Source organism: Flavobacterium wongokense (genome assembly GCF_021608265.1).
In the GTDB taxonomy this organism is placed as follows: domain Bacteria; phylum Bacteroidota; class Bacteroidia; order Flavobacteriales; family Flavobacteriaceae; genus Flavobacterium; species Flavobacterium wongokense.
Map to the genome: position 1 here is coordinate 522,220 of NZ_JAKIHP010000001.1, position 21,410 is coordinate 543,629.

Here is a 21,410-nt window from a genome sequence, read left to right on the forward strand (position 1 = left end):
TAAATACCAAATGAATATACCTAGCAATTTAAAGTATACTAAAGACCACGAATGGGTTTTGATTGATGGCGATGTTGCCACTGTTGGCATCACCGATTTTGCACAAAAGGAATTGGGCGATATCGTGTATGTTGAAGTAGAAACTTTAGACCAGACTCTTGACAAGGATGAAGTTTTCGGAACTGTGGAAGCAGTAAAAACCGTATCTGATTTGTTCCTGCCTTTGAGCGGTGAAATCATCGAATTCAATGATTCGTTGGAAGTGAGCCCGGAAGCTGTGAATTCAGATCCTTATGGAAAAGGGTGGATGATTAAGCTAAAATTCTCAGATGCTTCTGAAGTAGACGACTTACTTTCAGCTGATGCCTACAAACAACTTATTGGTGCTTAAAAAAGGATTGTTCAGCCTGGCTGTTGGCTGGACTGTAGTAATCGCTTTTTTATGCCTGGTAAAATTTAACGATTTACCGTCATTAGGCTTCACGGTTTCAAGCTTAGACAAATACGTCCACATCACTTTGCATTTTGTGTTTACGATGCTTTGGGGATTTTACTCGCGCCAGAAATGGAATCAGATTGAGCTCAAAAGAATCTTCATCGTTGTTTTATTCTCGATTGGATATGGCATACTGATTGAAATTCTGCAGGAACTCGTCACCACTACAAGGCATGCCGACATTTTGGATGTTTTGGCAAACTTTACCGGAGCAATGATAGCGTTCCTCACATTTGTGCTGATTAAAAAGCTAAAAAAAGCAAACCATTCATAATAAAGTCCCGATTAGTCGGGATTTTTTTTATTTTTATCCCACAATATCACGAATTGCCATATTTTAATGAAAATGAAAAACTTACTCCCGATTATATTCCTCTTTTTAGCTGTGTTTTCGAACGCACAGGTTTCCCAAAAAACAACCGAACGTTTTCCCGTTTTCCCTTCCTGTGAAGGTTTGGAATTCCAGGCTTTGGAAACCTGTTTTAACAACCATGTGCAGGATTTTGTATACAACAATTTCAAGGTGCCTGACAATTTGAAGCAAAAAGATTTTAAAGGAAACATCATCGTGCTTTTTGAAGTGAGCGATAACGGAAGTTTTAAGGTAATTTATGTCGATGCCGTTGATGAGTCTTTGGTTGCAGAAAGCAAAAGGGTGTTTGAAAAAATGCCAAAGATAAAACCCGCAACCTATAACGGGATTCCAACCTATACCAAATACACCATCAAAATCGGAATTCCGCTGAAAAGCGTTGCCGAAATGCAGGCCGAAAAAGAAGCCAAGGCTTTGGCCGAAAAAAAATCGGATATCTATAAACCGAATGAAAAACACCTGACCGAACTGGACAGCATGAAGTTCAAAAAGTTTGAAAATCCACAATACGAAAGCCACATCAACATTCCGTTTTCGCATAGCTATTATTCGCAGTTTGATGCGCAGCTGAACCAGATTGGCGCCAATAACCATACAGCATCCAAACCCTATCCTTATGCCGAAGTCAACAAATATTACAACCTGAAGGAAGCCAACCAGGCGATTGCCAAAAACAAAACCGAATGGTGGGGAAGGAAATTGTGGAACGAGAATTTTGTCGAAATCCAGGGCGAGGATTATTGGTTTACCCTCAACCCTATTTTTGATGTGCAGTTTGGAAAAAGCGACCCGAGTGTTTCGAGTTATACTTACATCAATACCCGAGGATTGCAGTTTAACGGTGGTTTGGGCAAAGGCCTGAATTTTACAACGACTATTTACGAAAGCCAGGGAAGGTTTGCGGATTATTTCAACAGTTATGCCGAATCGATTAAGCCTGATGGAGGAAACCCTGCGATTATTCCGGGAATCGGAATTGCAAAGGAGTTCAAATCGGATGCTTATGATTTTCCAATGGCTGAAGCCAATTTGTCGTATACGCCAAGCAAGTTCATCAACCTGAATCTGGGTTATGGCAAAAACTTTATTGGGGATGGTTACCGTTCGCTGTTGTTGGGAGATGGTGCCAGCCCGTATCCTTATTTCAAACTGAACACTACTTTTTGGAAAATAAAATACACCAACATTTACACCTGGCTTAAAGATGTTCGCCCTGAAGTTACTGAAGACCGAACTTACGCAACCAAATTTGCAGCCAGCCATTACCTGAGTTTGAACCTTTCAAACCGTTGGAATATTGGAATGTTTGAGTCGGTGGTGTGGACCAATAAGAACAACCGTGGTTTTGACATGAGTTTTGTAAACCCAATCATTTTCTATCGTACAGTAGAGTTTTCTTCTTCGGCGCGAAGCGGGAATGCCTTATTGGGATTGACCTCGAAATACAAAATCAGCAACCAGGTAAATGTTTACGGACAGTTTTTGCTTGACGAATTTTCGTTAAATGACATGAAAGCGGGCAACAAAAGCTGGAAAAACAAATACGGTTACCAGTTGGGCGCCAAATATTACAACGCCTTCAACATCAAAAACCTCTTGCTTCAGGTGGAATACAACCATGTGCGTCCTTATGTGTATGCGCACAGCGAAGCGATTACCAACTACGGGCACAACAACCAGAGCTTAGGCCACCAATGGGGCGGAAATTTCAAGGAATTCATTGCGATTGCGCGTTATCATAAAGGACGTTATTTTGCCGATGCCAAAGTTACTTTTGGGGAACGCGGACTGGACTATAACACTGCCGACAACAACTTCAACTACGGAAGCAATATTTATTTGAGCTATAACGAAAATCGTCCTTACGACACCGGAGTTAATATTGGGCAGGGAAATAAAACCAGCATCTTCATTGCCGATCTGCAGGCTGGTTATCTGATTAATCCTTCAACCAATATGAAACTGTTTGGAAGTTTTATTTATCGAAACTTCAGTCCAACCACCGAAACTGAAACTGCCATTAAGGAAAGTACCACTTGGTTTTCTGTTGGGTTGAGATGTGATATCTTTAACTGGTATTTTGATTATTAGAAAGTAAGTGAATTGCTTTTGATAGCCCCGACAGAAGCAGGCTACCCTGCCTGCCGGCAGGCGGGCATGTAGCGCGAATGGCGGGAGCATTAGTGAAAAGAAATACAAACGTCCGCTCCTAAAAATAGATTCCCGCCTTCGCGGGAATGACAAAAGATTACAATATCATCTCCCCATAAGGCACCACAACCTCAAAGCCTTTGCTTTTAAAATAAGCTGTTGGGTTTTCCTTTGAAATACTCATAACAAAATCGCCGCCCCAGGCACCAAGGCTTTTGATGACGCCGTTAAAATCGGGGAATAGTGCTTCCCTAACTGTGGATACTTCGAGGACGTTGCTCATTTCGATTTCGTGGTTTTGTAGTGCTATGGCAAATTCCTTTGCGGTTTTGGCTGCAATTACTTTTTCGGTAATGGCGTTTATTTTGGCGATGCTTTTATCGATATTTCCTTCCCTGCCATAATACGCCGCAATTGCTGCTTTACTGTTTTGCTTTTTGTTTAGGTAGACAAAGAAAATCTTGTCGGTATAATCGGGATTGAAGTGGATGCATTCCACAATCGGTTTTTCATTCACCAATTGATAGAGGATTGCCGAATTATTCTGCGCACAGGCGATGTCGTAACCGCTGCCACCAAAACTGGTTTTCAATAATTCGAAAGCATCAATTTTGAGCCATTGCGCAATGTTGTTGATGAGTGTAGACGATGTCCCCAAACCCCAGAATTTAGGAAATGTCAGTTCGGTTTTGATGCTGTAGCCTTTTGATTTTGTAATAAAATCGGGATTCATCCGATACGCTTCGTGCAGGATTTCGATTAAGGTGTTCCTGATGTTTTTGGCATTGTCAAAACGTTCCTTTCGGATAATGGATGCAAACGGAATGTTGTCTTCAAACCAAATGCTGCCATCGCTGTCGAAGCTTTTCCAATGGATGATTTCCCCTTCAGCTTCTTCGATGGTTAGGTTTTGCCCAAATTTTGTAGGCAGTGCAAAGGCTTTGGCGCCGTCAAGCACCAAATATTCCCCAGTGATTAGGAGCTTGCCGTTGCTGTAAAAAGTGCTCACGGTTTTCTTAAATTTTCAATGAATGAAACGACCGCCGAGTGTGAAATCGTATTATTTTCAAAATGGGTTTTGATCATTTTGCGCTCTTCGGCATTGGTTTGGTATTGGTTAAGGATGTTGTTGATGTGCATTTTCATGTGTCCTTCCTGGATTCCGGTTGTGGTCAACGAGCGCAAGGCGGCAAAATTCTGCGCCAAACCGGTTACTGCAACAATCTGCATCAATTCCTGTGCAGAAGGTTTCCCCAAAATTTCCAAAGCGGTTTTTACCAAAGGATGCAACGAAGTCAATCCGCCAACAGTCCCCAAAGCCAATGGGATTTCCATCCAAAAGCTAAAGATTCCGTTTTCGATTTTGGCATGCGACAAACTCGAATATTTCCCCGAACGCGAAGCATAGGCATGCACTCCGGCTTCAACCGCACGGAAATCGTTTCCTGTTGCCAGAATTACTGCGTCAACTCCATTCATGATTCCTTTGTTGTGTGTCACCGCGCGGAAAGGCTCAACTTCGGCGATGTTTACAGCCTGGACGATTTTCTCGGCAAACAATTGCGGGTTTTCTATTTTCTTTTCGGCCAGTTCTTCTACCCTGCACGAAACTTCGGCACGGACTACACAATTCGGAACATAATTCGAAAGGATGCTCATCACAATCGTAATCTCCTTTTCAGCTTCATTAAAATCGGCGTGGTTTTGGGCTTCCTGCTTTAGTGTTTTTGCCAATTGCTCGAGGCACGAATTGATAAAGTTGGCACCCATGCTGTCCTTGGTTTCAAAAGTCGCATGCAGTTGAAAGTAGTGTTCCAATTCGCCTGTTTTATTCCGAAGTTCCAACGAAGTGATTCCGCCGCCACGCTTTTGCATGTTGGCAGTAATGCTTTCTGTGGAAGCAATTAAAGTTTGTTTTACTGCATCAAAAAAACGCTGCAGTTTCACCGAATCGCCATTAAACAGGAAATGTACCTGCCCTATTTTTTCGGTGTTTAGAACCGTTGCCTTAAACCCGCCACGGGTTGCCCAGAATTTTGCCGATTTTGCAGCCGCAGCCACCACCGAACTTTCCTCAATTACCATGGGTACCGAGTAGTATTTGCCGTTGATTAGGAAGTTGGGCGCAATTCCCATCGGAAGATAGAAATTGGTTATCGTGTTTTCTATAAACTCATCGTGAAGCTGCTGGAGTTTGACATCACTGTTCCAATATTGCTTAATGGTCGCAACGGCTTCAGCTGGCTTGGCGAAGTATTCGTTTGCAATCCAGTTGATTTTTTCTTCTTTGGTTAGTTTTGAAAATCCTGCAACGGAGTTATTCATGGTTAATAGTCTGTGTTTAGGAATAGCAAAGATAAGCTTTACTTACTTTTCTGAAACTATTTTATTATCGGATCCGAAGGTCCATCCGGAGTCGGTTCCTGGCCTTCCTCATACTCCACTTCCTTCAAATCGGCGGTTTCCCTTCCGAGGCTTACCTTAGGATTGTCCTTGGTTCCGGTGATTTTCAATGGAATTCCGATGATGCCCAATGGTGGCAATCCGAGTCGCATCTTGATATTCAAATCGCCGTCAAAGCTGGTCTGACCTTCAATCCGCGGACGGAAACCGGCAACCTTAAACTTAAAGCGTTCGATATTGATGATGTTATTTTTGATATGGGTCGTGATATCCACTTTGGTCACATCCGGATCGTTGAGCGCGCCTTTTCCTGTTTTTTGACTTACAGCGCCAAACATTTTAAACCCTTTCATTTTTACCTTTTTCACCGAAAGCGTTCCGCCACCAACAAGTGATGGATAAATAGGCTGCATATTGCCATTTAATTTTCCGGCCACCTTATAATTTAGCGAAATGATTCCTTCGGCATTTTCGGCGGCTGAAGCCATTTCACGGAACAGTTTTACTTCTTTGTAAGCGCGTTTGACATCAAAATCCTTTGCGTTGATCTTGAAATCGAAATTAGCCAGCTTCGGAGTTTCGCTTGCATAAACCACATCTGTTTTCACATTGCAGCCAATGATGTCCACGCTGCTGTTTTTAAGCATCAGTTTTCCTTCGCTGATCAGCATGCTTCCGTCTAATTTTTCCAAAATCAGGTCTTCAAAATTGATTTTACCTGCCGTGGCGTCAAATTGTATGTCGAGATTTGGCGGAACGACCACCACTCCGGATTCAACCGGAGGTTTTGTTTCGGATGTTGTTGATTCTTGTGTTTTCTCTGCATCTGCATTCGACATAAATTCATCAACATTGATGTAATCCGACTTAAGGTTGAAATTTCCTTTTAAAACCGCTTTATTGGTCAACACATAGTCAATGACATTCTGCAGGTAACCCGACATTTTAAAATCGGATTGGCCGTAAGTTGCCGAGAAGAAATGGAAATTCATTTTATCCTGGTTGAAAATGAATGTCCCTTGATTGATTACAAAAGGTTTTGGCAGATATTCTGAAGTTGCCCTGATGTTGCGCAATCGCAAAGTCCCGCTGTTTTCGAGATTTTTGTAATTGCCATTCATCGCATCCTGTTGGGAACCCTTAAACGCAACATCGGCATAGACGTAACCATCCAAATCGAGTCCTTTTCGGGAGAAAACTTTGTAGATTCGTGCCAAATTCAATTCGCCTTTGGCTTTGATATCATAATTGATGTTCTCGAAATTACTCAGGTTTGCCTTGACATAGATTGGTTTTTCCTCAAAATCGAAGGAAGCCTTATGGATATTTACCGCCAAATCCTTTAGCGTTCCTTTGCTGTCTGTAATTGTTGCGAGGACGTTAATATCCTTTATCGGATTTGGATAATAAATGCTTTTTACATAACCCGTGATTAGCGAAAGCTTACCATTAGTTACCGGAATCCTGCTGTTCTTTTTGTCATAAACGCCATTCGATTTGATGTCCATTTCGAGTACACCACGCAAATCCATATTCTGCAATCCCAATGCTTCATCCATTTTTTTCAGGTTGATTTTGGATGCAATCCTGGCGTTGATTATGGGTTTGGACAAACCTCGGGTTTTGACAATTGCCTTGAAATAATCCTTATCGACATTAAAGAAAATCGAATCAAGGTTTACCTGTAACTTTTCCACGTCAAGCGAAGGCAGTTTGGTATCAAAATTCAGGAAAATATTCGAAGCCGGAAATGGCGCGTCATTATAATTGATAAAACCGTCACGGATTTTCATATTGAAAGCCAAATCGGGTTTGAGGTTTTTGGAAGCGACGTATTTTCCTTTGAGTGTCAACAGCAAATCGGTACTTCCCTTCACTTTAGCCTTGTCGAGCCACGTTACATAATGAGGCGGCATTGCGGTGAAAAAATCATTCAGTTTGCTTCCCTCGGATTTGATTTTGAAATCCATATCATAACCATTGCTCAGGAAGTCGAACCTTCCTTTGAATTCAACCGGAAGCTTGTTGATTTTCAGATTGTTCTGTTCAAAAACAAATGCCAACGAGTTGGTGTTGATTTTAGTAATCAGATCGGCATTGACTTTTTTGTTTTTCAGGTATTGTTCGCCATCATAGGAAAAATCGAAATCCTCAATATCGGCTTCGGTATATAAATCGAAAATCGCCTTATCCAAATCGCCATTACCCACATAATTAAAGCCATTGGCATCGATGAGGATTTTGGTGGATTTGTCATCATAAATGATATGCGTGTTTTCGATGGCAATTTTTTCGAGTTTTAAGGACGAATCGGAAGATTTCGTATCGGTAGCCTTTTCATCGGAATTGTACACATTGTAATTGGCTTCGCCTTTGGCATTGACCTTTACATTGACCAAAGCATCCGAAACATAAATCTTATCAATGTTGACTTTTTTGTCAAACAATAAGGACTTCACATTAATCCCGAATGCTACTTCATTGGCAGAAAGCAGGGTTTCCTTTTGGAATGGTGCTGAGCCTTTTAGCGAAAAATCGGTAAGCGTTAAAGTCAGTGACGGGAAATGATTGAAGAACGAAAGATTGGCTTCCTTGAAATCGAGTTCGCCGTTTAGTTTCTGGTTGGCGAATGATTTTACTTCTTCGGCAATCCTGCCGGGAAAAAGTATTGGAATCAAAAACAACAACAACAAAATAGAACCAATGGTAATACCAGTGATTTTTAGGATTTTGACAACTATTGATTTTGATGGTTTTTTCATAGGGCAAAAATAACAAGCTTATTCATACTAAAAAAAAATATGGTAACTATTTTACCAAAAACAAAAAAGCCACGTATTGAAAACGTGGCTTTTAAGCAAACTTAAATTATTATAACTAACTCTAACCTTATTGTTTGATCAATTTCAATGTTTTTGAAGCATTGTTGCTTCCAATAGCTTTAACTAAATAAACGCCATTTCTTAAGTCATTGATATCGAATTGTGTTTCTTCTGAAATGATATTGTCGTATGATTTTATCATTTGACCTGTAATCGAATAGATTTCAACCTTAGCCACTTCACCTTTAATGCTGAAGCTTCCCTTAGTTGGATTTGGATATAAACTTACCGTATTGATAAGGTTAAAATCGGTATCCGCCAATAAAGCCGGTTGGTTTCCATACACACGGAACTGGCCTGCTCCTAAACTAATCGCAGCTGTAGTACTGGCAACATTCACTGTGGTGTTGTCCATCAGGTTGTACCAGGTTCCTGTATAAGGAAAATCAGGAGTGATATTGAGTGTTGATGTTCCGAAATTTGCCAAAATAACCACATTTTTCAATTGGGTTGACGGGAATGAATTATTGTAAACATAAACCCTTTGCAGCAAATTATTCCCGTTAGGGCTCACAGCATAACTACCGTTGAAAACCGGATTATCCCTTTTTAGCTGGATGAATTTGGCCCAATTGTTATAAACGGCAGCACGTTGTGAAACGCCCAACCAGTTGTTGGCCCATTGCGGTTGTGGTTTGGTTGCCAATTTACAATCGCCGGCTGTGGCATCTACTTCGGTATTGACTGTATTGTCTGTACAGGTATAGATGGAAACATTCATTCCCAAATCGCCAAAGCCCCAAATCATTTTTGGCCCTGGAACCAATAAGGAAATAGCACCTACAGAAGACATACGGGTTAAGCAATTGTTCAAACTTCCTACAGGAGGATTTGTTCCTGCTCCAACTCCGTAAGTGATTCCCGAATACATGATTCGTTCCTTATCGTGGCTTTCAGGATAACCCATCAATCTTTTTGAGGTAAAACCGTGCGCGTCGCTACCAATTCTGGTAATATCTGCACCGGTTGTATAACCCATCATTAATTGGGAATACGCATAGGTCATTTCGCCCCACATCATTACTCCTTTGCTAGGTGTTTCACCTGTTCTGTAATTGGCCCATTGCTGCTCCTCGCTGTCGATACCCAAGTGCTCAAAAATCACGTACTGATAAGGATCAAGCGTCCATTCATAATCAGCATATTCCTTTAATATTGCAACACGGTCTGCCTGATAGGCATTGGTACAGGTATCGTCGCCTGCTGTACAGGCTTGGGTGAACCCTTTGGTCAAATCCCAACGGAATCCGTCGATCTTGAACTCATTGGTCCATTCCCTGATTACTCTTTTTACAAAGTATTTGGTGTAGGCAGAGGAATGATTGAAATCATTTCCAACTCCGTAACTGTGCCTTGCTGTCGTATTGAAATAAGGATTGTCTGTAGCTGGTGCTCCATAACCTGTATTCGTAGGGTCATTTTGCCACATTCTTACCATAGGGCATCTTCCGAAAGCATGGTTTAAGGCAACGTCAAGAATAACCGCAATGCCATTTTGATGGCATAAGTCTACGAATTCCTGCATTTTTTCTTTAGAGCCATAAAATTTATCCAAAGCCATATGGAAAGCGGTATTGTATCCCCAGCTTTCATTGCCTTCATATTCCATTACCGGCATTAATTGAATTGCCGTTATCTTTAGATTTTTAAAGTAATCTATCCTGTTTATTAAGGATTGGAAAGTCCTGCTGGCGTCAAAATCCCTTATCAAAACTTCATAAACCACTAAATTGTCCTTATTAGGCTTAACGAAATTGGTTGTTGCGCTGCTCCATGGATAAGGAGTCTGGCCTGTTTTTAAAACGGTAACCTCATATTGCTGTCCTGCCGGATATACCGGCATATTAGGATAATTTGCTGCTGGAATGCCCGAGTCATCATAAGGAGAAAGCACCAATGTAGAAAAAGGATCCGCTGTTTTGATAACTGCCTGTGAATTGGTTGTTGGAGTCTGATCTACTACCCAATATTGGTACGTGTTGTTTACGCCTGGAGTAAGGCCGGTAAGTTCCAACCAAAATTTACCAGTTGAAGGGTCTTTTTTCATGGCATAACTACTATCCGGTGACCAGTTATTAAAACTTCCGGCAACATATACAAAATCTTTTCCCGGTGCTGTTAAAACAAGTGTAGCCCTTGAAGTATCAGAGGAATTATAATTAATCCCGTCTTCAAGCCCTGAGCCTAATGCTTCGTTTACAGTAGTCGGAACTACAATAACACTGAATTTTTTGGTAAATGTTGTTGCGCCCTGAGTTATTCTTAACTCATAGCTTTTGTTGTTTGTTATTCCGTTATCCGAATAAGAATAAGATGTTCCCGATGCTGTATTGATACTTACACCGTTTGCAAATAAATTATAATCTGCAGAACCGTTGGTATTGTTTGCCGAGATGGACAGATTCTGTCCTGAATTGATAATGGTTGTAGTATTTTCGGTTGGTGTTACCAATGCCGATTGAAACGCTCCTACATTCAGGAAGGTATCGGCAGTTTGAGGAGATCCTGTAGAACCTCTTAATACAACGCAAATCTGTGTTATCGAACTTGTTGTTGGAATTCCAAAATAAGTATACAGATCAGGCCCAAGCGTTAAGGTGTAGTTTGTACCCGATACAAAAGTCAGGGCTGGCTGAGTTGTATTATTACCCCAGGTTCCTTTCACGGCTGTCCATTGCACACCATTCACTGTTAGTCCAATGTGGGCATAGATGATACCAGAATAACTTGCTAAAGGCGTTCCCGCCTTATTGAAATTTAACGTCACGACTCCTTCAGCAATTGCAGGTGAAGGCGTGGTTGTTATCTGGGAAAAACTTACCGAGGAAACCAGTAAGAAAAATAAAATAATTTTTTTCATAGAATTTTGCTTTGTGAAAAAAGGCTATTCTAAGAATAGCCTTTTTATCATTTTAATAAAACTTAATTATTGTAAAGTAATGGTGTACGAGGCTGGAGGCATGCCACCGACCGTTGATGTACTGAAATTAGCAACCACTGTGTAAGTTCCTGTAACAGCCACCGGAATATCGGCACCGTTAGATTCCAAACTTAAATCGTTACCATTATCACCAAAGTTTACTGACCATCCATCATCTAACCTGAATTTAAACGCATTTCCACCGGTCAATTCCATTGTAATGGAATATAAATGAGTGGTTAAATCGTAATCCATGTTGGTATCAGAACCCCATCCTGTAGGAGTAGCGCTTCCGATGATACCCCAGTTTGGCCAGGCAGGGTATGGTGTCATGTTCAATGTGATTGTGTTGGATACCTGAGGAAGGGCGGCTAAACTACCCACAGTAGCCTTCACGCGCACGTCAACAGAACCTGGAACAAAAGGAGCAATACCTGCGTTTAACGCAGCTGCATTTAAATCTCCTATCGTAAATGCTTTGAATTTCTCATTAGTAGTAGCAACTACTGTAGGCGAAGCAAAGTTATTCCCTGCCTCATCAAACTCAATGTTGTAACTAACTACAGTCTGTGTACCATTATAGAACGCGTGATCCCAAACAATAGTAGTAGCAGGATCATTTGGAGAATTATGGTCTAACGCAATATCAACCGTTGAAGGTGTCTTTAATACGGGAGCCGTACCTTCAGTCACAGCTGTTCTGTCTTCTACATCATCTGTACAGGAGAAAGCAACAACGCTAACAAAAGCAATTAAAAGTTTAATACTGTTTTTCATCTTTATATTTTTAAAATTATAATTGTGTAATAGTATACGTCAATCCCGTAAAATCTGCAGTAACCAAATAAGTACCTGGTGCTGCAATCGGGATATTTCCACCTCCGTTATCCAAAGTTAGGTCGCCGCCATCATCACCATAATTAGTTCCCCAGTCATGGTTTAATCTGAATTTAAAGCTACCTGCACTCATGTTCATGATGATAGAATACTTCATAGTTACCGGATTCCAGTCCATAAGTGTATCTGATCCCCACCCTGTTGTTGTTGCATCACCAATGATACCCCATGCATCCGGAATAGCGGTGATGGTATACGTATGGTTAACAAAATCAGCAACAATAGTATAGTTACCTGCAGTCACAGGAATATTACCACCATTAGCTTCTAATGAAAGGTTGTTTCCATCATCACCATAGTTAGTAGTCCAGCTGTTGTCCAATCTGAATTTGAATTCACCTGTTGTCAAAGCCAACGAAATTGAATACGTTTCAGTAATAGGGTTGAATGTCATCGCAGTACTATTGTCCCATCCTAGTGGTGTTGCACTACCGATGATTCCCCAGTTTGGCTGGTAAGGCGTAACTTTTAGTGTAAACGAGTTTGAAACTCCTGAAGGAGCACTGATACGAACGTCCATTAGTCCTTCAGTTCTAGGCTCTAACCCTAAGGCTTTAGCGGTTGAATCTAAAGTTCCGGCAGTAACATCCAAAAAGTGTTCAGTAGTAGTACCTATTGCTAACGGTGCAGCAAAATCGGTTCCTGCAACAGCAGCTTCAACTGTATACGTTACATCAGTGCCTGTAGGGTTATCACTGTCAGTCCAAACAAAAGTAGTTGCAAGGTTACTTAATTTAGTCCCATCAACAACAATATTAAAACCTGAATTTGGCGTGAGTAGTTTCAAACCTGACTCAGGCACAACAGCTCCGGTATCCTGAACATCTTCCGTACAAGCCGAAAAAGAGAATAGTCCAACAAAAGCTATTAATAATTTAATTGAGTTTTTCATAATGATCTTGTATTAATATCCAGCATTCTGGGTTAAGTTCTTATTTGCCTTAAGTGAGTTGGCAGGAATTGGGAATACTTTATATTTTTCGTCAATTGACGTACCATTCAAGCTGTTTCCTTTCCAAGCCCAGTTATAACCGGTAGTATACTTTCCGAAACGGATCAAATCCTGTCTTCTGTGTGCTTCCCAGTGTAATTCTCTCGCTCTTTCATCTAAAATGAATGCTAAGTTTGCAGCACCTACAGGAGCACTATTGGCTCTTGTTCTCAAGTCATTGATATAACCTAAAGAAGTTGCATCTGCATTTGGAGTTGAAGAAGCATTTGTAGCACCATCATTTCGCATCTGAGCTTCTGCATACATTAAATATACGTCAGCCAATCTGAACAATGGGAAATCAGTATCCACAAAAGTAGAGTTGATTCCGGCTACACCTGCTGATGTTTTGTTTGAGAATTTTGACAGGATAAAACCTTGGCTTTGCGTTGAAATATTCGCAATATCGATTGTTCTTGACCCTGCGTAAATAGTATTTCTGGTGTCTGTCGAAAATTCTGCTCCGTCAAACTTCTGAACCATTTGTTTTCTCAACCTTAAGGCTCCACCCCAACCTCCAACACCAAGTGCTGAACCGTTGTTTTCAAGAGAACCTACTTCACCATTGATGATAACAGTAGTTGCACCATAGTTTTGGGTAACCACTCCATCAGACTGAAGCGTGAAAATCATTTCTGATGAGTTGTGGTTGTCTGCAGTGAAATTGTACAGATAGTTTGGATTTAAGGTATATCCACCTGCAATAATGTTATTACATTGTGTCATACAGTCAGCATATCTTGCTGTTCCTGTATATACTTCTGCATTCAGGTAGATTTTAGCCAAAATCATTTGAGCTACAGCTTTATCCAATCTACCATACTCATTAGTTCTTGCTGGCTTCAAATCAGGCATAACTGCATTTAATTCACTTTCGATAAAAGTAAATAATTGCGTTCTGTCGTATTGTGGCCCTGAAGAGTTGATTGGCGAAGTTTCATCATAGAACGGTGCTTTACCAAACAAATCCATCATATTGTAATAAGCCATTGCTCTTAACACCCTAACTTCCTGTCTGTAAGTTGCAATGTCTGCCAAATCAGTTGGATTGGTAATGCCTCGGCCTGCCAGTTTTTGTGGCGTTGACTGTCTTAAAAAGTCATTTGCCAAAGCTACTTCAGCCATAGTCCTACTGAACATCCCCAACAAGATTGGGTTTGCTGCTCCCCAGGTATTTCTTTGTAATTCGGCAACACCTTCGTCACCTTCATAACTCCAAACTACCTCATCTGTAGTCAAATCCTGTAGGTACCAAAGGCATCTACCGTATTGACTTGTTCCTGCGTCGATTCCCTGAAGGAATGAAGAACCCGCATCACGCGTACCGGTCAATGATAAATTACCATAAACACCCGCTAATGCTTGTTTGTATCCCTGTGGAGTCGAAAATAAAACTTCTGGATCGAGTAATGACTCATCCGGAGAAGCTACATCCATATCGCTTGTACAGGAAAAAAGTCCTGTCATTAAAGCGAGAGATAAAATTAATGTTACTTTTTTCATATTTCTTTTTTTTAAAATTTCACGTTAGCTCCAACTTGTAATTGGCGCTGTTTTGGATAAATTGTTAAATCAAGTCCATTTTTATCAACTTCAGGATCTAAGCCTGTGTATTCCGTAATGGTAAATACATTCTGGCATCCTACAAATAATCTAAGGGACGCTTTTCCTTCTAACCATTTCGGGAAGGTATACCCTACTGTAATGTTGTCCATTTTCAAATAAGATCCGTTTTCGATCCAAATATCTGACAAAGGCAGTTTACTATCCGACTGGGTTACGAAATCTGTACTCAAAACATTCGTTGGAAGATTTTGAAGTGCATTACCTGCATTCAATCTCTGGTATTGTGCTCTACCTGCATTTACACCATTGAAGATTCGGTTTCCTAAACTTGCTCTCATATTGAAAGAGAAATCAAGGTTTTTGTAAGTCATGTTAGACGCGAATCCGAAAGTCACCTTAGGTGCATTGTTTTTGTAGATGTATTTGTCATCAGCGTTGATGATACCGTCACCATTTAAATCGGCATAAGCTCCTTCAATTGGTTTTCCTGCAGCATCATACAATTGCTTGTAAACAAAATAAGAATTAGGTGCGTATCCAACCCTGTGGATCTGAACCTGTGTACCTGTACCGGTTACACTGTCCCCAGTCCTGATATCAGAAGTGTTGTAAAGCTCTGTGATTTTTCTGTCGAAATGTGACGTATTGAAATTCACGTTCCAGTTAAAGCTATTCGTTTTAACCGCTTCCACATTAAGGCCAAACTCAATTCCTTTAGTAACCATGCTTCCGATATTTTGGTAAACAAAGTTAGAGAAGTTACCTCCATCAGAAACCGGAGTAAGAGCCAAAAGGTCTTTTGAATCCTTATAGTAAACATCCAAAGTTCCACTTACCCTGTTTTTGGCAATTCCAAAATCAATTCCAGCGTTGTAAGTTGTAGTTTCCTCCCATTTGATGATTTCATTAAATGCTCGGGAAACTGCAATTGGCACAGGAACGGTTCCAAAAGTAATTTGTGAAGTACTGGTTCCGGTATCATATTGTTGTAGGTAAACCAATGAGTTATCCTCTCCGATATCCTGTTGCCCGGTAATACCCCATCCTAATCTCAGTTTCAAATCAGAAATTCTTCCGTTTTCTTTCAATAAATCCTTGTTCAGCTTCCAGGCAAAACCAACCGCAGGGAAGTTCCCGTAACGGTTTTCCTTAGCGAACCTTGAAGAACCATCTCTTCTGTAAGATAAGGTCAATAAATATTTGTCATCGTAGTTAAAGTTGGTTCTACCAAAGAAACCAACGGTTACTACAGGTACTTTATATTGTGCCACCGTCGGGATGTACCCTGGAGCTAAAATATTATTTGACGCATAATTTCCTCTTTCTGATTTTTGGTAAGAGTAACCTGCTGTGAAATCAAATACTGTTTTACCAAAAGTTTTAGCGTATACTAAATAGGAGTCAAACAATTTAGTCCTTCTAATAGAAGTTGAATATTCATCATTTCCATAAGGAATATTGTTGTTTTGTCCTGCCGATGCAGCATCTGCACCTACAAGTTTGATCCTTCGACCTTGTCCTTCATCAAAACCACCATTTACTACCAAACGAAGTTCTGGGAAGAAATGGAATTTATAATCCATCTCGATGTTTCCAAAAATCCTGTCGTACAATCCTTTATCTGAAGTTTGTAACAATTCCGCAACCGGGTTTCTTGGTGTTTGTGGAATCAAAGAACCATCAGGGTTGTAGTATTCATGGAATCCTCCGTATGGAGATGCCGGGTCATAAACCGGTTGTGTTGGGTCATAGTTAATCGCATTTCCTTCAACACCATTTGCAAAACGGTTTCTCTCATTAGAGTAGTTTGCATTGATCTTGAATTTCAAATGATCTTTAAATATAGATGGATTTAACGACACGCCCACTGTATTCCTGTTAAATGAATTGGTTAATCTCAAACCTTCCATATAGGTGTTCCCTATAGTAAGTCTCGATGGAATCGCACCAAAAAGGTTTCCTCTTATCGATAGGTTGTTATCTACGTAATCTGTTCTTCTGTAGATTTCATTCTGCCAATCTGTATTTGCAGTACCTAAACCATTAAATGTAGGGCTCGTAGGAATTAACTCCGGATGTTGAGCAACAATGTCCCTGAACTGATCTGCACTGAATACGTCAACCGTATTGATTACCTTACCTGAACCATACATAAAATTATAATCTACGGCTAAAGTCTTACCTCCTTTTTTGGTAGTAATAAGGATTACACCATTCGAAGCACGGGAACCGTAAATTGCAGTTGCCGAAGCATCTTTCAATACAGAGATAGATTCTACTGTACTTGGGTTAAGTGAAGCTAAAAATGAAGTCGCTCCCGTTCCGGTAGTATTGTCCAAAGGCAGACCATCGATAACAATCAATGGATCATTCGAAGCGAACAACGACGAACCTCCCCTAATCCTGATGGTAGACCCTGATCCAGGAGATCCCTGAGTGTCAACAGTAACACCGGCAATCCTACCATTCAATAAGTTTTCTGTGGTAACATTCGAACCTTTGTTAAAATCCTTGGCTGCCAATACCGATACAGAACCGGTGGCATCCTTTTTCTTAACAGAACCATAACCAACCTGAACTACAACTTCCTGTAGCTGGTTAGCACTTTCCACTAAGCTGATATTAACAGATTTCTGGCCCGAAAAACCCACCGTCTGAGAGTCATATCCGATAAAAGAAAAGACGATTTTGTCTCCACTTTTAAGTCCTCCCAATTGGAATTTTCCGTCAAAATCTGTTGTGGTGCCGTTTGATGCACCTTGAACAGTTACGTTTACGCCTGGTAATGGCTGACCTGATTTGCTATCAGACACAACCCCACTTAAAGTGCTCTGAGCGAGAACACTAAAAGGCAGCAATAGGAATAAAAATAACAACTTTTTGTAAATTGTTTTCATACATTTTGTTTAGGTTAAAAAATAATTTTGTGCTTATACTTTTGACTTCGAATGTTAAATTTATGTAAAAATTGGAACATACCTAATAAACAACAGTTAAATGTCTACCGAAAACGTTTTCGTGTTGAAAAGTTTTTGTTTTTTATAATTTATTAACGCTAAAATTGACGGAATAAAAATTATCAACTACCTTTATTCAGAAATTACTATTTATCAAATTCACAATGATGAGAAAAAAAGTCACTTTAAAACAAATTGCCAAAGAGCTTGACGTATCAATATCTACCGTTTCTAAATCATTGAAAAACAGCCTGGAAATAAGTGAAGACACCCGACAAAAAGTACAGGCATTTGCCAAACTTTACAACTACAAACCCAACAATATTGCGCTGAGTTTAAAAAACAAGAAAACCAAGACAATTTGTATTATTATTCCTGAAATTATCCATCATTTTTTTGCAACGGTAATCAGTGGCGTTGAAAATGTTGCCAATGAAAATGGCTATAACGTATTGGTCTGCCTTTCTGACGAATCCTTTGACAAAGAGGTAATTAACATGGAAATGCTCGCCAACGGAAGCATAGACGGTTTTATCATGTCGCTTTCAAAGGAAACCCAGCAAAAAAAGGATTTCCACCACATCGTCGAAGTCATCAACCAGGGAATGCCTGTGGTAATGTTTGATCGCGTTACCAATGATATTTTGTGCGACAAAGTCATCATTGACGACAATCTGGCCGCCTTTGACGCGACACAATTCCTTATCGATAAAGGATTCAAAAAAATAGCCCTGATCACCACTGTAGACTATGTCAGCGTTGGAAAACTCCGAACCGAAGGCTATATAAAAGCATTAAAAAACAACGATTTAAAAGTAGATGAAAATCTAATCCTTCGAATTGAAGACACCGAAAACTTTGAATCTTCGATTGAGAATTTGATACTCAACAACGAACTCGACGCTATTTTTGCAGTCAACGAATTGTTTGCCGTTACGGCTATAAAATTGGCGCGCAAACACGACATCAAAGTTCCGGAAGCGCTTTCCATCGTAGGCTTTACCGACGGAATCATTTCAAAATATTCTACACCAAGCATTTCCACCGTTAGTCAGAACGGGATTAAAATGGGAGGCAAAGCAGCCAAGATGCTTATCGAAAGGCTGGAATCGGAAGAGGAAGTCGAAGAACAATACAAAACCGAAGTCATCGAAACCGAATTGGTAGAACGCGAATCCACCAAATAACCTCTATTTACTTACTATCAAAAAGCTGTTTGAGACCTGTTTCAACAGGATTTTATGCAGTATTGGTTCAGAGTGTGTCCGATGTGTGTGCGATGTGTGTCCGATGTGTGTCCGATGTTTTGGCTTTTTTATCGGACACACATCGGACTCATCCCGCAATGATTACGCTCACAAGGTGAATAAAGCATTGATATTGCCGGATTTGGATTGGTTAATACGGTTAGTTATCAACAAAAAAACGTTTTCGTAACCCGCTTTCGTTAATTTTTTTAATCAAAAAGACCTCAACTTAAATTCTTTATTATCTTTACGACAATTATCAAAGCTTATACTTTTACTTCGAACTAAAAAAAGTTTTGATAAGCACACCGCTTATCGTATTATAAATCAGTAAATTACGATAATGGAAAAGCGTAAATTAAGTTTCTGGCAAATCTGGAATATGAGTTTCGGATTTCTGGGGATACAAATGGGTTTTGCTCTGCAGAATTCAAATGTTAGTAGGATATTCCAAACTCTAGGCGCAAAAATTGATGACATCCCAATCCTTTGGGTGGCTGCTCCTTTAACCGGATTAATTATTCAACCCATCATTGGCTATTTCTCAGACCGGACCTGGACCAGGCTCGGCCGAAGAAAACCTTATTTCCTTGTCGGAGCCATTTTAGCATCCGCAGCCTTGTTCATCATGCCCAATTCACCCGTTTTGTGGTTTGCAGCCGGAATGTTATGGATAATGGACGCTTCCATTAATGTTTCTATGGAACCTTTCAGGGCTTTTGTGGGAGACAATCTTCCCGAAAAGCAACGCACCTTAGGTTTTGCAACGCAAAGTTTCTTTATCGGGATTGGCGCTTACGTAGCTTCCAAACTGCCTTTGATTTTAACCCATTTAAATGTTGACAATACGGCACCGCTTGGGATTATCCCCGATTCGGTGAAGTATTCGTTCTACATTGGTGGTGTTGCTTTCATCGTAACCGTTCTTTGGACTGTAATTACCTCCAAGGAATATTCACCAGAGGAAATGGAAGCGTTTGAGAAACACAAGGAAACCGAATTCAAAAAAGAGGTGCATTCTCCGGAATGGTTTTCAAAAAACGGGACTTCCCATTTAAGAAAAGGGCTTTTATTTTTAGCCATCGGGATTTCCTTTTCGTTCCTGATTTATGAGTTGGATTTAAAGAAAGATTTATATGTTCTTTCCTTAGGAATGATCAGCCTTGGAGGATTGGCAATGACCATTTCGGGATTAATGCAGCGTGCGAATAATACCGAAAATGGTTTTGTAACCATCATGAATGATTTTCAGTTTATGCCAAAAATCATGAAACAGTTGGCATGGGTGCAATTCTTCTCGTGGTTTGCGCTTTTTTCTATGTGGATTTACACCACGCTTGCCGTTACGCAACACATTTACGGAACTACTGATACGACTTCAGAAGCGTATAATACCGGAGCAAACCAGGTTGGCGAAATGTTTGCCAACTACAACCTGATTGCTGCGATTGCCGCATTCCTGCTGCCATTATTGGCAAAATACACCAGCAGGAAATTTACGCATTTCATTGCTTTAACCTGTGGTGGCTTTGGTTTGATTTCCATTTATTTCATTTCAGAACCAACCGTTTTCACCATGGAATGGCTGCCAATGATTGGTGTTGGAATTGCCTGGGCGAGTATCCTTTCCATTCCGTATGCAATGCTTTCCGGAGCATTACCTTCCAGCAAAATGGGTTACTATATGGGAGTTTTCAACTTCTTTATTGTAATCCCGCAATTGGTTGCTGCTTCCATTTTAGGATTTTTAGTTTCTAAATTCTTTAACAGCGAACCTATTTATGCCCTATTGATTGGTGGCACGTCAATGATTCTAGCAGGAATCATTTCGCTTACCATAAATGACAAATCGAAAATTATAATTAATGACTAAAAAAGCATTCATCTTCGACCTCGATGGCGTTATTGTAGACACCGCTAAATACCATTTTTTGGCGTGGCAGAAAATAGCGGCCGATTTGGGAATCGAATTTACACCAGAACACAACGAAGAATTAAAAGGCGTTAGCCGCGTCCGTTCTTTGGAAATTATTTTGAAGCTCGGGAATATTGAAGCCTCAGAAGAAAGCAAAAACAAATGGCTGCACCAAAAAAACGAAGATTACCTCTCTTATATCAAACACATGGACGAAAGCGAACTGCTTCCGGGCGTTATGAATATTTTAGAGTTTATTAAAGAGAAAAAACAACTGATTGCCTTGGGCTCGGCAAGTAAAAATGCCCGCCTTATTTTAGAGAAGGTAAAGATTTTGCATATGTTCGATGCCATTGTTGATGGAAATGACGTAACCAATGCAAAACCAAATCCTGAGGTTTTCGTCAGAGGCGCAAAATTATTAAACGTGAGCAACGAAAACAGCATGGTTTTCGAAGATGCCGTAGCCGGAATCCAGGCTGCCAACATTGCCAACATGACCAGCATCGGAATTGGCGATGAGAAAATATTACATGAAGCAAAATACAACTTTAAAGATTTTACGTTTATGGACACTTCGTTTATCGAAGCCTTCATAAAATAAAATTGAAT

The 21,410-nt window shown here is 40.3% G+C and carries 14 protein-coding genes; 6 read left to right on the forward strand and 8 right to left on the reverse strand.

Annotated elements, in window-relative coordinates; all coding sequences use genetic code 11:
- Positions 1 to 10: 10 nt before the first annotated feature.
- The 3 genes from gcvH to remB all read left to right on the forward strand — a co-directional run bounded on the left by gcvH (position 11) and on the right by remB (position 2,960).
- On the forward strand, positions 11 to 391 hold the full coding sequence (gene gcvH / locus L1S31_RS02150) for a glycine cleavage system protein GcvH (protein ID WP_236461445.1): 381 nt from the start codon (positions 11 to 13) through the stop codon (positions 389 to 391).
- The gene (locus tag L1S31_RS02155; RefSeq protein ID WP_236461448.1) at positions 363 to 770 is read left to right on the forward strand and encodes a VanZ family protein; all 408 of its coding nucleotides are present in this window, start codon (positions 363 to 365) and stop codon (positions 768 to 770) included. Before gcvH ends, L1S31_RS02155 begins: the two co-directional genes overlap by 29 nt.
- 72 nt (positions 771 to 842) lie before the next feature.
- Complete coding sequence (remB, locus tag L1S31_RS02160) at positions 843 to 2,960, forward strand: gliding motility outer membrane protein RemB (protein WP_441294550.1); 2,118 nt, start codon at positions 843 to 845, stop codon at positions 2,958 to 2,960.
- Between the two features lie 157 nt (positions 2,961 to 3,117).
- Here the strand turns inward: remB and L1S31_RS02165 are convergent, their stop codons facing one another.
- The 8 genes from L1S31_RS02165 to L1S31_RS02200 all read right to left on the reverse strand — a co-directional run bounded on the left by L1S31_RS02165 (position 3,118) and on the right by L1S31_RS02200 (position 17,576).
- Positions 3,118 to 4,029: a GYDIA family GHMP kinase gene (locus L1S31_RS02165; protein ID WP_236461452.1), complete on the reverse strand. Its 912-nt coding sequence runs from the start codon at positions 4,027 to 4,029 to the stop codon at positions 3,118 to 3,120.
- Positions 4,026 to 5,345 (reverse strand): hydroxymethylglutaryl-CoA reductase, degradative, encoded by a 1,320-nt coding sequence (locus L1S31_RS02170; RefSeq protein WP_236461455.1) that lies wholly within the window; start codon positions 5,343 to 5,345, stop codon positions 4,026 to 4,028. Before L1S31_RS02170 ends, L1S31_RS02165 begins: the two co-directional genes overlap by 4 nt.
- 56 nt (positions 5,346 to 5,401) lie before the next feature.
- The gene (locus L1S31_RS02175) at positions 5,402 to 8,185 is read right to left on the reverse strand and encodes an AsmA family protein (protein ID WP_236461457.1); all 2,784 of its coding nucleotides are present in this window, start codon (positions 8,183 to 8,185) and stop codon (positions 5,402 to 5,404) included.
- A gap of 127 nt (positions 8,186 to 8,312) precedes the next feature.
- Positions 8,313 to 11,165, reverse strand: a complete 2,853-nt coding sequence (locus L1S31_RS02180; protein WP_236461460.1) for an alpha-amylase family glycosyl hydrolase — start codon at positions 11,163 to 11,165, stop codon at positions 8,313 to 8,315.
- A 66-nt stretch (positions 11,166 to 11,231) separates the two neighbouring features.
- The gene (locus L1S31_RS02185; RefSeq protein ID WP_236461462.1) at positions 11,232 to 12,002 is read right to left on the reverse strand and encodes a SusE domain-containing protein; all 771 of its coding nucleotides are present in this window, start codon (positions 12,000 to 12,002) and stop codon (positions 11,232 to 11,234) included.
- Positions 12,003 to 12,018: 16 nt separating this feature from the next.
- Positions 12,019 to 13,014 carry a SusE domain-containing protein gene (locus L1S31_RS02190; protein WP_236461465.1) on the reverse strand — a complete coding sequence of 332 codons (996 nt, stop codon included), beginning with the start codon at positions 13,012 to 13,014 and terminating at the stop codon, positions 12,019 to 12,021.
- Positions 13,015 to 13,026: 12 nt separating this feature from the next.
- Positions 13,027 to 14,616 (reverse strand): RagB/SusD family nutrient uptake outer membrane protein, encoded by a 1,590-nt coding sequence (locus tag L1S31_RS02195; RefSeq protein ID WP_236461468.1) that lies wholly within the window; start codon positions 14,614 to 14,616, stop codon positions 13,027 to 13,029.
- Between the two features lie 11 nt (positions 14,617 to 14,627).
- On the reverse strand, positions 14,628 to 17,576 hold the full coding sequence (locus L1S31_RS02200; protein ID WP_236461471.1) for a SusC/RagA family TonB-linked outer membrane protein: 2,949 nt from the start codon (positions 17,574 to 17,576) through the stop codon (positions 14,628 to 14,630).
- Between the two features lie 227 nt (positions 17,577 to 17,803).
- On the opposite strand from L1S31_RS02200, the gene L1S31_RS02205 reads away from it, so the two are divergent.
- The 3 genes from L1S31_RS02205 to pgmB all read left to right on the forward strand — a co-directional run bounded on the left by L1S31_RS02205 (position 17,804) and on the right by pgmB (position 21,402).
- Positions 17,804 to 18,823, forward strand: a complete 1,020-nt coding sequence (locus tag L1S31_RS02205) for a LacI family DNA-binding transcriptional regulator (protein WP_236461475.1) — start codon at positions 17,804 to 17,806, stop codon at positions 18,821 to 18,823.
- Positions 18,824 to 19,226: 403 nt separating this feature from the next.
- The gene (locus tag L1S31_RS02210) at positions 19,227 to 20,756 is read left to right on the forward strand and encodes an MFS transporter (RefSeq protein ID WP_236461478.1); all 1,530 of its coding nucleotides are present in this window, start codon (positions 19,227 to 19,229) and stop codon (positions 20,754 to 20,756) included.
- A complete protein-coding gene (gene pgmB, locus L1S31_RS02215) occupies positions 20,749 to 21,402 on the forward strand; it encodes a beta-phosphoglucomutase (RefSeq protein ID WP_236461481.1) in 654 nt (217 codons plus the stop codon). Before L1S31_RS02210 ends, pgmB begins: the two co-directional genes overlap by 8 nt.
- The last annotated feature ends 8 nt before the right edge of the window (positions 21,403 to 21,410 follow it).

What these genes read in the sequence shown, in the direction of transcription:
- gcvH (WP_236461445.1), top strand. Translation starts at nt 11, where the DNA reads ATGAATATACCTAGCAATTTAAAGTATACTAAAGACCACGAATGGGTT.
- L1S31_RS02155 (WP_236461448.1), top strand. Translation starts at nt 363, where the DNA reads ATGCCTACAAACAACTTATTGGTGCTTAAAAAAGGATTGTTCAGCCTG.
- remB (WP_441294550.1), top strand. Translation starts at nt 843, where the DNA reads ATGAAAAACTTACTCCCGATTATATTCCTCTTTTTAGCTGTGTTTTCG.
- L1S31_RS02170 (WP_236461455.1), bottom strand. Translation starts at nt 5,345, where the DNA reads ATGAATAACTCCGTTGCAGGATTTTCAAAACTAACCAAAGAAGAAAAA.
- L1S31_RS02175 (WP_236461457.1), bottom strand. Translation starts at nt 8,185, where the DNA reads ATGAAAAAACCATCAAAATCAATAGTTGTCAAAATCCTAAAAATCACT.
- L1S31_RS02180 (WP_236461460.1), bottom strand. Translation starts at nt 11,165, where the DNA reads ATGAAAAAAATTATTTTATTTTTCTTACTGGTTTCCTCGGTAAGTTTT.
- L1S31_RS02185 (WP_236461462.1), bottom strand. Translation starts at nt 12,002, where the DNA reads ATGAAAAACAGTATTAAACTTTTAATTGCTTTTGTTAGCGTTGTTGCT.
- L1S31_RS02190 (WP_236461465.1), bottom strand. Translation starts at nt 13,014, where the DNA reads ATGAAAAACTCAATTAAATTATTAATAGCTTTTGTTGGACTATTCTCT.
- L1S31_RS02195 (WP_236461468.1), bottom strand. Translation starts at nt 14,616, where the DNA reads ATGAAAAAAGTAACATTAATTTTATCTCTCGCTTTAATGACAGGACTT.
- L1S31_RS02200 (WP_236461471.1), bottom strand. Translation starts at nt 17,576, where the DNA reads ATGAAAACAATTTACAAAAAGTTGTTATTTTTATTCCTATTGCTGCCT.
- L1S31_RS02205 (WP_236461475.1), top strand. Translation starts at nt 17,804, where the DNA reads ATGAGAAAAAAAGTCACTTTAAAACAAATTGCCAAAGAGCTTGACGTA.
- L1S31_RS02210 (WP_236461478.1), top strand. Translation starts at nt 19,227, where the DNA reads ATGGAAAAGCGTAAATTAAGTTTCTGGCAAATCTGGAATATGAGTTTC.
- pgmB (WP_236461481.1), top strand. Translation starts at nt 20,749, where the DNA reads ATGACTAAAAAAGCATTCATCTTCGACCTCGATGGCGTTATTGTAGAC.